General features: G+C 72.5%; 10 protein-coding genes. 4 read left to right on the top strand and 6 right to left on the bottom strand.

Annotation, left to right across the window (positions count from 1 at the left end; translation table 11 throughout):
• From ACRDSK_RS28635 to ACRDSK_RS28625, 3 genes are all read left to right on the top strand, one after another.
• Nucleotides 1-367: CoA transferase (locus ACRDSK_RS28635; RefSeq protein WP_431444467.1), on the top strand; the 367-nt coding region annotated here is incomplete at its 5' end.
• Nucleotides 368-376: 9 nt separating this feature from the next.
• Nucleotides 377-1,519, top strand: a complete 1,143-nt coding sequence (locus tag ACRDSK_RS28630) for an acyl-CoA dehydrogenase family protein (protein ID WP_431444466.1) — start codon at nucleotides 377-379, stop codon at nucleotides 1,517-1,519.
• Nucleotides 1,519-2,253: a GntR family transcriptional regulator gene (locus ACRDSK_RS28625; RefSeq protein ID WP_431444465.1), complete on the top strand. Its 735-nt coding sequence runs from the start codon at nucleotides 1,519-1,521 to the stop codon at nucleotides 2,251-2,253. Before ACRDSK_RS28630 ends, ACRDSK_RS28625 begins: the two co-directional genes overlap by 1 nt.
• 21 nt (nucleotides 2,254-2,274) lie before the next feature.
• On the opposite strand, the gene ACRDSK_RS28620 is transcribed toward ACRDSK_RS28625, so the two are convergent.
• The 3 genes from ACRDSK_RS28620 to ACRDSK_RS28610 all read right to left on the bottom strand — a co-directional run bounded on the left by ACRDSK_RS28620 (nucleotide 2,275) and on the right by ACRDSK_RS28610 (nucleotide 4,219).
• The gene (locus tag ACRDSK_RS28620) at nucleotides 2,275-2,793 is read right to left on the bottom strand and encodes an ATP-binding protein (RefSeq protein WP_431444464.1); all 519 of its coding nucleotides are present in this window, start codon (nucleotides 2,791-2,793) and stop codon (nucleotides 2,275-2,277) included.
• A gap of 75 nt (nucleotides 2,794-2,868) precedes the next feature.
• Nucleotides 2,869-3,465 carry a copper resistance CopC family protein gene (locus tag ACRDSK_RS28615; RefSeq protein ID WP_431444463.1) on the bottom strand — a complete coding sequence of 199 codons (597 nt, stop codon included), beginning with the start codon at nucleotides 3,463-3,465 and terminating at the stop codon, nucleotides 2,869-2,871.
• 10 nt (nucleotides 3,466-3,475) lie between these two features.
• Complete coding sequence (locus tag ACRDSK_RS28610; RefSeq protein ID WP_431444462.1) at nucleotides 3,476-4,219, bottom strand: 3-keto-5-aminohexanoate cleavage protein; 744 nt, start codon at nucleotides 4,217-4,219, stop codon at nucleotides 3,476-3,478.
• A gap of 115 nt (nucleotides 4,220-4,334) precedes the next feature.
• Here ACRDSK_RS28610 and ACRDSK_RS28605 point away from each other — a divergent pair, with 115 nt between their 5' ends.
• On the top strand, nucleotides 4,335-4,952 hold the full coding sequence (locus tag ACRDSK_RS28605; protein ID WP_431444461.1) for a disulfide bond formation protein DsbA: 618 nt from the start codon (nucleotides 4,335-4,337) through the stop codon (nucleotides 4,950-4,952).
• 21 nt (nucleotides 4,953-4,973) lie between these two features.
• Here ACRDSK_RS28605 and ACRDSK_RS28600 read toward each other — a convergent pair whose 3' ends face one another.
• The 3 genes from ACRDSK_RS28600 to ACRDSK_RS28590 all read right to left on the bottom strand — a co-directional run bounded on the left by ACRDSK_RS28600 (nucleotide 4,974) and on the right by ACRDSK_RS28590 (nucleotide 8,322).
• Nucleotides 4,974-6,320, bottom strand: a complete 1,347-nt coding sequence (locus tag ACRDSK_RS28600) for an NAD(P)/FAD-dependent oxidoreductase (protein ID WP_431444460.1) — start codon at nucleotides 6,318-6,320, stop codon at nucleotides 4,974-4,976.
• Nucleotides 6,321-6,390: 70 nt separating this feature from the next.
• Nucleotides 6,391-7,743, bottom strand: a complete 1,353-nt coding sequence (locus ACRDSK_RS28595) for an aspartate aminotransferase family protein (RefSeq protein ID WP_431444459.1) — start codon at nucleotides 7,741-7,743, stop codon at nucleotides 6,391-6,393.
• A gap of 78 nt (nucleotides 7,744-7,821) precedes the next feature.
• Nucleotides 7,822-8,322: an Lrp/AsnC family transcriptional regulator gene (locus ACRDSK_RS28590; protein WP_431444458.1), complete on the bottom strand. Its 501-nt coding sequence runs from the start codon at nucleotides 8,320-8,322 to the stop codon at nucleotides 7,822-7,824.
• Nucleotides 8,323-8,540 lie beyond the last annotated feature (218 nt).

Here is an 8,540-nt window from a genome sequence, read left to right as displayed (position 1 = left end):
GTTCGCCACGGGCTCGGCGCGCGTGCGGCGCCGCGACGAGCTGCGTTCGCTGATCGCCGCGCGGTTCGCCGAGCTCGACGCCGCCGAGGCGATCACGGTCCTGCGTGAGGCGGGCGTGGCCAACGGGCGGGTCAACTCGGTGCCGGAGATGCTGGCGCACCCGGTGCTGCGGGCCCGCGAGCGGTGGCGCTCGGTCGGCAGTCCCGGCGGACGGATCGAGGCGTTGCTGCCGCCCGTGACGATCGCCGGCGTCGACCCGGTCCTGGCGCCGGTGCCCGCGACCGGCGAGCACACCGACGCCATCCTGCGCGCGCTCGGCCGCACCGAGGCCGAGATCGCCGGGCTGCACGCCGCCCACACCGTCTGAAGAGGACCCATGCTGAGCGAAGAGGAACAACGAATCGTCGACACCGTCCGCGACTTCGTCGACCGCGAGGTCCGGCCGGTGGTGCGGGACCTGGAGCACGCGAACACCTACCCCGAGGCGCTCATCGAGCAGATGCGGCGGCTCGGCGTCTTCGGCCTCGCGATCCCCGAGCCGTACGGCGAGGTCGCCGTGTCCACGCCGTGCTACGTGGCGGTGACCGAGCAGCTCGCGCGCGGCTGGATGAGCCTCGCCGGCGCGATGGGCGGGCACACCGTCGTCGCGAAGCTGATCGCCACCTTCGGCACCGACGAGCAGAAGGCGCGCTACCTGCCGCGGATGGCGACCGGAGAGGTACGCGCGACGATGGCGCTCACCGAGCCCGGCGGCGGCTCCGACCTGCAGGCGCTGACCACGACCGCGCGCCGCGACGGCGACGGTTACGTCGTCGACGGCACCAAGACGTGGATCACGAACTCGCGCCGCTCGACGCTGATCGCGTTGCTGTGCAAGACGGATCCGGACGCGTCGCCGCGCCACCGGGGCATCAGCGTGCTGCTCGTCGAGCACGGCCCCGGCCTCACGGTCTCGCGGGACCTGCCGAAGCTGGGCTACAAGGGCGTCGAGAGCTGCGAGCTGTCCTTCGTGGACTACCGGGCCCCGGCGTCGGCGCTGCTCGGCGGGACCGAGGGGCGTGGGTTCGCGCAGATGATGAAGGGCCTGGAGATCGGCCGGATCCAGGTGGCGTCCCGGGCGCTCGGCGTCGCGCGTGCGGCGCTGGACGACGCGCTGCGCTACGCGCAGGAGCGGGAGACCTTCGGCAAGCCGATCTGGCAGCACCAGTCGGTCGGCAACTACCTCGCGGACATGGCGACGAAGTACACCGCCGCGCGCCAGCTCGTGCTGCACGCCGCGACGCGGTACGACGCGGGGGAGCGGTGCGACCTGGAGGCGGGCATGGCGAAGCTGTTCGCGTCCGAGGCGGCGATGGAGATCGCGCTGAACGCGGTCCGCATCCACGGCGGCTACGGCTACTCCACCGAGTACGACGTCGAGCGCTACTTCCGGGACGCGCCGCTGATGATCGTCGGCGAGGGCACCAACGAGATCCAGCGCAACGTCATCGCCGCGCAGCTCGTCGCGCGAGGGCTCTGATGCGGACCGAGGCGGCCTACGCGATGCTCGCCCGAACGCTGCGCGGCGCGATCCTGCGGGGCCGCTACGCCGACGGCTCGCGGCTGCCCACCGAGGCCGAGCTCGCGACGGAGTACCGGGTCTCGCGCCAGACCGTGCGGCGAGCGTTCCACGACCTGGTCGCCGAGGGCATGGTGCGACGGGTGCCCGGCCGGGGCACGTTCGCCGCGCCCCGGCCCGAGCCCTACCTGCGCCAGTTCGGCTCGGTCGAGGACCTGCTCGGCCTCTCGCTCGACACCCAGCTGGAGGTGCTCAGCCCGCTGCGCCGCCAGGTCGACATCGACGCGGCGAGCCGGCTGCGGCTCGACGGCGACGCCGTGTACCGCGTGCTGTTCCGCCGCCGGCACCACGACGTGGCGTTCTGCCTGACGACCGTGTACCTGCCGCCGGACATCGGCGACGCGCTCGCCGGACTGCCGGAGCTGAGCACGCCGGGCACGCTGAGCGAGGTCACGGTCATCGGCATGATCGACGCCCACACGGGCAGCCCGGTCGCCGAGGCGGCACAGAGCATCACCGCGGCCGCGGCGTCGGACACGGTCACCGTCTACCTCGACTGCGAGCCGGGTGACCCGCTGCTGCGGGTGGACCGCAGCTACACCGACACGAGCGGGCGACTGGTGGAGCTGGCGACGAGCTACTTCCTGCCCGAGCACTACTCCTACCGCGTCAGGCTGCGCCGCGGTCCCCGCTGAGCTCCACTGTGGACAGTAGGGTCAGATCGTCGGGTCGTCGCGGCGCAGACCGTCCAGGATGCGCTGCATCACGTTGTTGTTGAGGTCGGCCGCCTCGTCGATCTCGCGCGAGCGCGGGGGCGCCGCGCGCGTGGTGCCGCGCCGGGGCAACGGAACCACGGTCGCGTCCATGCCGGAGGGAAGCGGCAACTCGCACCAGACGAGCTGGCGGCCGCGGGACAGCGACTCGACGCCGGTGCGCTTGCTCGCGAGGCTGCGGGGCGCCAGGAGCTTGGGTGCCGACCGGTCGTCCTGCACCTCGACGACGATCGTGCTGCCGCGCAGCCGCAGCCGCACGGTGATCATCGTCGGGTCGGCGTCCTCGTCGACGGTGGCGATGACCGCCTGCACCAGCCGCTTCGCCGTCTCGCGGGCGTCGTCGATGACCTCGGGCACGTGCCACTCGGTCAGGGTGAAGCGCACGAAGAGCTCGGCGCAGTTCACGGCGCTCGGTAACGCGACCAGTCGAAGGTCGTCGACCTGCGCGGTCTGATCTTGCACAGGAACCTTCCAGCGGGGAGGTCAGACAACCCGGCAGATATTGCCTCCTACGACAGCCGCATGCAACAGTGCTGGTCAGCGACGTGAGCGCCGTGCGCGGAGCGTCACAAATGCGATCGCGGCCAGTAGAACCGCCCCGGCGAGCAGCCAAACCCACAGCAGCGTGCGGCCGTCGCTCGCCGCCGGCTCGGTCTCCGCCGTGCCCGACGCCCCGGTCTCCGCCGACTCCGCCGACGGCGGCGCGGCCTCGCTCGTCGTCGTCGTGGTGGGTGGTGCGCCGGTCGCCTCGGCCGCGGCGGTCATGGTGAAGGTGACCGAGCCGCTCACCGCGTCGCCGTCGCCGGACACCACGCGGTAGACGATCGTGTACTTCCCGGCCGGGCCCTGCGCCACCACCGGCGCGGTGATGTTCGGGCCCGAGACGGCCGGCGGCCCGATCTGCCAGGTGACGTTGCCCGGGCCGGTCACCTCGATGGGGTTGCCCTGCAGGGAAACCGGCTCGTTGAACGTCAGCTTAACCTGGGTCGGCGCCGAGGCGATCGACGCGTTCTCGGCCGGCGTGCTGGCGATGAGCTCGGCGTGCAGGCCGGCCGCGCCGGCCGAGCCGGTGCCGAGCGCCAGCCCACCGGCCAGCACTCCCGCGAACAGTGCGATCGTCAGTCGTCGGTGCATCTGCGGCTCCTCAGGTTCCGAGCTTTCGGGCGGCCCGCACGAGGTCGGCGTTGCCCGCCGGAGCGCTGTCGTCGGGCAGCACCAGCACGTCCTCGAGGCCGATGCGGGTGCTCAGCCCGAGCCTGCCGGCCAGCGCCAGCACCGGCCACGCGCCGCCGTCCTGCCCGTGCAGCAGAACTCGACGCCGCCCCAGCGAGTCCAGCAGCGAGTCCAGCAGCGAGTCCAGCAGCGAGTCCAGCAGCGTCTCCGCCGCGCCGGTCGCGGTCGCCGGGTCGGGGTCGGTGACCTCCGCCAGCACTCGCAGGACGCGGGAGGCGAGCGGCGACGCGACGAACCTGCCCGCCACGTGCTCGCCGGAGAAGATACCGGCCTCCACGCCGACGCCGCGGTCGAGCAACGCGGCGGCCAGCTCCTCGGCGCCGTCCTCGTGCCAGTTGACCGACGCGTGGTCCGGCAGCACGGTCCACCCCCGCACGAGTGCCAGTCGTAGTGCCGGGTCGGGCTCGGCCCACGCGCCGGTGGTGACGCCGACCCGCACCGCGGTCGGCAACGCGTCGCGGACCGCCCGCACCGCCGCGGCCACCACGTCTGGCTCGAGCGAGTCGGTGCCGTCCGGGGACTTGGGATGCAGGTGGACGTCCTGCGCGCCGGCCGCCACCGCGGCCACGGCCTCCGCCGCGAGCTCCGCCGGGGACACGGGCAGGGCCGGGTGCTCCGCGGGCTTCCGCGTGCCGTTGAGGCACACCTGCAGCATGTGTCCAGCCTTCCAGGTCTCGAAGCGGGGCGCGACGCGCTGGCAAGATTGGCCCACCGCCACGAGGACGGAATTGGCTCTGTGTCTCGGCCAATGCGCGGCTTACCGTTCGACCATGACGACCGAGGTGGACATGTGGTTCGACCCGAAGTGCCCGTGGGCGTGGCTCGCCTCGCGGTGGTTGCTCGAGGTGGAGCGGGTGCGCGACGTGGCCGTCCGGTTCCACGTGCTGAGCCTGTCCGTGCTCAACGAGGGCCGCGAGGTCGAGGCCTGGTACCGCGAGTGGCTGGACAGCGGCTGGGGGCCGGCACGCGTGGCGAAGGCGGTCGAGGAGAAGTACGGCTCGGCCGAGGTCCGGGCGGTCTACACGGCGCTGGGCAACCGGATCCACCGCGAGAAGCGGCCGCTGGGTCGCGAGCTGTACGTCGACGCGCTGGCCGAGGCCGGCCTGCCGACCGAGCTCGCCGACGCGGCCGGGTCGACCGACCTCGACGCCGCCATGCTCGCCGGCAACCACGCGGGGCTCGGGCCGGTGGGCGAGGACCTCGGCACGCCGGCGATCCACGTACGCCTGCCCGACGGCTCGACGCACGCGTTCTTCGGCCCGGTGGTGACGCCGGCCCCGCGCGGCGAGGCGGCGGGCCGGCTGTTCGACGGCGTGCTGCTGGTCGCCGGCACCGAGGGGTTCTTCGAGCTGAAGCGGGGCCGCACGAGCCCGCCGGCGGTGGCGTGACTCGCCTGACTTCTCGCCCGACTACTCGCCGATGAAGCGGTCGAACAGGGCTGCCGGGCGGAACGGGCGGCCGGTGCGGTTCTCGCGGGCGTCGGCCACGTCCATCATCCGCAGGCCGAGGTTGATGCCCAGCCACCGCAACGGTTCCGGTTCCCAGCGGCGCGACCGGTGGCCCACCCAGGGCAGCCGGGTGAGCGGCGACGGCGTGCCGGTGACCAGGTCGGCCAGCGTGCGCCCGGCGAGGTTCGTCGTGGCGACGCCGTCTCCCACGTAGCCACCGGCCCAGGCGAGCCCCGAGGTGCGGTCGAAGCCCACCGACGCCGTCCAGTCGCGGGGCACGCCGAGCGGGCCGCCCCACCGGTGCGTGACCGGCGGCTTCGGGCCCAGCGCCGGGAACAGCTCCACCAGCGTGGACTCGATCGCGGCGTGGACCCGCTCGTCGGCGTCGTACGCCGGCGCCACCCGCGACCCGAAGTGGTACGGCGCACCGCGCCCGCCGAACGCCAGCCGGTCGTCCGCGGTGCGCTGGCCGTAGATGACCATTCGGCGGAAGTCGGCGAACGTCTCCCGGCGTGCGAGGCCCACCGTGTCCCAGAAGGACGAAGGCAGCGGCTCGGTCGCCACCATCAGCGAGTACAGCGGGGCCAGCGCCCGCTTCTGGCCGGCGAGCGCGGACGTGTAGCCCTCGGTCGCGCGCACCACGACCGGCGCGCGCACCGTGCCCCGGTCCGTCACCACCTCGCCCGGTCGCAGCGACAGCGCCCGGGTCCGCTCGTACACCACCACGCCCAGCCGCTCGACCGCCCGGGCCAGCCCGCGCACCAGCCGGCCGGGATGGATCGCCGCGCAGTGTGGCGTGTAGACCCCACCGAGCACGTCGGTCGCCCCGCACAGCGAGCGGGCCTGGTCCGCCGACAGCAACGACACGTCGATCCCGAAGGGCGACTCCGCCTCGACGTGCGCCCGCGCCCGGGCCAGCTGCACCGGCGTCCGCGCGAGGACCACCGTGCCGCCCTTGGCGAAGTGGCAGTCGATGCCCTCCGCGGCGGCGACCCGGCCCACCTCGTCCACAGTGGACTCCATGGCCCGCAGCAGTGCGAGTGCTGCGTCCCGGCCGTGCTTGCGGGCCAGTGCCGCCGGCGAGGTGGGCAGCAGCGCCGAGCACCAGCCGCCGTTGCGCCCGCTCGCGCCGAACCCGGCCACCTCCGCCTCCAGCATCGCGACGCGCAGCGACGGGTCTGCCGACGTCAGGTAGTACGCGGTCCACAGGCCGGTGAACCCGGCGCCCACGATCGCCACGTCCACGTCGCGGTCCCCGGGCAGCGCCTCCCGAGGCGCGAGGTCGAATGTGGACAGCCAGTAGCTCACGACGACCCCTCGCGGGCTCGGTCTCGCCGCTCGCGGTCGCCCTGTGTCAACGCTTCGCTCGCAAGCTCGCTCAGAGCCGGCTCCAGGCCTCGGTGAGCACCGAGCGCAGGATCTGCTCGATCTCCGTGAAGTGGGACTCCTCGCAGATCAGCGGCGGCGCGAGCTGCACGACCGGGTCGCCGCGGTCGTCGGCGCGGCAGTAGAGCCCGTTCTCGAACAGTGCCTTGGACAGGAACCCGCGCAGCAGCGCCTCGGACTCCGCCTCGTCGAACGTCTCCCGCGTCGCCTTGTCCTTCACCAGCTCGATGCCGAAGAAGTACCCGTCGCCGCGCACGTCGCCGACGATCGGCAGGTCGTACAGGCGCTCCAGATAGGACCGGAACAGGTCGGAGTTCTTGCGCACGTGGGAGTTCAGGTCCTCGCGCACGAACAGGTCCAGGTTCGCGAGCGCCACCGCCGAGGCCACCGGGTGCCCGCCGAACGTGACGCCGTGGGCGAACCAGTTGGCCCCGTGGCGGAACGGCTCGGCCAGCCGGTCGCTCACGAGCATTGCGCCGAGCGGCACGTACCCGCTGGTCAGCCCCTTCGCGCAGGTGATGATGTCCGGCTGGTAGCCGTAGCGGGTCGAGCCGAAGTACTCGCCGAGCCGGCCGAACGCGCAGATCACCTCGTCGGACACCAGCAGCACGTCGTGCCGGTCGCAGATCTCGCGCACCCGCTGGAAGTAGCCGGGCGGGGGCGGGAAGCAGCCGCCCGCGTTCTGCACCGGTTCGAGGTACACGGCCGCGACGGTGTCCGGGCCCTCGAACTCGATGGCCTCCTCGATCCGGTCCGCCGCCCACCGGCCGAACGCCTCCGCGTCGTCGCCGTCCGGGCCGGCGGCACCGGCCGGGGCGCGGTACAGGTTCGTGTTCGGCACTCGCAGCGTCGAGGGCACGAGCGGCTCGAAGTCCTGCTTGAGCCCGGGCAGGCCGGTGATCGACAGCGCTCCCATCGACGTGCCGTGGTAGGCGATCGCGCGGGAGATGACCTTGTGCTTGGTCGGCTTGCCGGCCAGCTTGAAGTACGAGCGCGCGAGCTTCCACGCGCTCTCCACGGCCTCCGAGCCGCCGGTGGTGAAGAAGACCTGGTTCAGGTCGCCCGGACTCAGCGAGGCCAGCCGTTCGGCGAGCTCGATCGCCTTCGGGTGCGCGTAGGACCAGAGCGGGAAGAACGCGAGCTCGCGCGCCTGCTTGGCGGCGGCGTCGGCGAGCTCTTCCCGGCCGTGCCCGACCTGGACCACGAACAGCCCGGACAGGCCGTCCAGGTAACGCTTTCCGGCAGTGTCGTAGATGTAGGCCCCCTCGCCACGGGCGATCGTCGGGACCGGCTCGTGGGCGTAGGCCGACATCCTGGTGAAGTGCATCCAGAGGTTGTCGGACATACAACGGTTATCGCACACAGATGACGCTCTGGCAAGTGTTTCTCTTCGTGCAACCGCCCGTTCACGACGGATTTCGTACTATGGAGTGCCCCACGAGTAGGTCTGCTTGCGCAACTTGAGGTAGACGAACGCCTCGGTGGTGGTCACTCCGGGGACCGCGCGCATCTCCTTGAGGATCTCCAGGAGGTGGTCGTCGTTGCGGGCGACGACCTCGACGAGCAGGTCGAAGGAGCCCGCGGTGATCACCACGTAGTCCACCGCCGGGATCGCGGCCAGCAGGTCGGCGGTCTCCTCCAGCTCGGCCGACGTGCGTAAACCGACCATCGCCTGGCGGGCGAAGCCCAGCTGGAGCGGATCGGTGACGGCGACGATCTGCATCACGCCGGAGTCGAGCAGCCGCTGCACCCGCTGCCGCACGGCCGCCTCGGACAGCCCGACGGCACGGCCGATCGTGGCGTACGGCCGGCGGCCGTCCTGCTGGAGCTGCTCGATGATGCCCTTGGCGACGTCGTCGAGCAGCGCGTGCTGCGCGCCCTCGCGTACGACGAGCCGGCGCCCCTCGGGTACGGATTCCGCCATCCCGTCCTCCCTCGCTACGCAGGTAAGTCTGGCGTATTTCGTTGCGTATCGCGACCGTGACAACGGAATCCCTTGTGAGCGGACTCACGGCGTGTCAGTATCAGTCGCCATGCGAACCAGAGAGCGTCCCCGGCTCTCCCCCGAGGCGGAAGCGGTGCTGTCGGCGCTGCCCGCGGGCCGCGGGGCGGCCTCCCGCCGCACCGTGCTGCGCGGCATGC

This window comes from Actinophytocola sp. (genome assembly GCF_050699915.1).
GTDB lineage: Bacteria > Actinomycetota > Actinomycetes > Mycobacteriales > Pseudonocardiaceae > Actinophytocola.
The sequence above is the reverse complement of the archived record's forward strand: the minus strand, read 5'-3'. Positions and strand labels throughout refer to the sequence as shown.

Coding starts and splice junctions, on each gene's coding strand:
- ACRDSK_RS28595 (WP_431444459.1), bottom strand. CDS start 7,743: ATGTCCGACAACCTCTGGATGCACTTCACCAGGATGTCGGCCTACGCC.
- ACRDSK_RS28610 (WP_431444462.1), bottom strand. CDS start 4,219: ATGCTGCAGGTGTGCCTCAACGGCACGCGGAAGCCCGCGGAGCACCCG.
- ACRDSK_RS28590 (WP_431444458.1), bottom strand. CDS start 8,322: ATGGCGGAATCCGTACCCGAGGGGCGCCGGCTCGTCGTACGCGAGGGC.
- ACRDSK_RS28605 (WP_431444461.1), top strand. CDS start 4,335: ATGACGACCGAGGTGGACATGTGGTTCGACCCGAAGTGCCCGTGGGCG.
- ACRDSK_RS28615 (WP_431444463.1), bottom strand. CDS start 3,465: ATGCACCGACGACTGACGATCGCACTGTTCGCGGGAGTGCTGGCCGGT.
- ACRDSK_RS28630 (WP_431444466.1), top strand. CDS start 377: ATGCTGAGCGAAGAGGAACAACGAATCGTCGACACCGTCCGCGACTTC.
- ACRDSK_RS28625 (WP_431444465.1), top strand. CDS start 1,519: ATGCGGACCGAGGCGGCCTACGCGATGCTCGCCCGAACGCTGCGCGGC.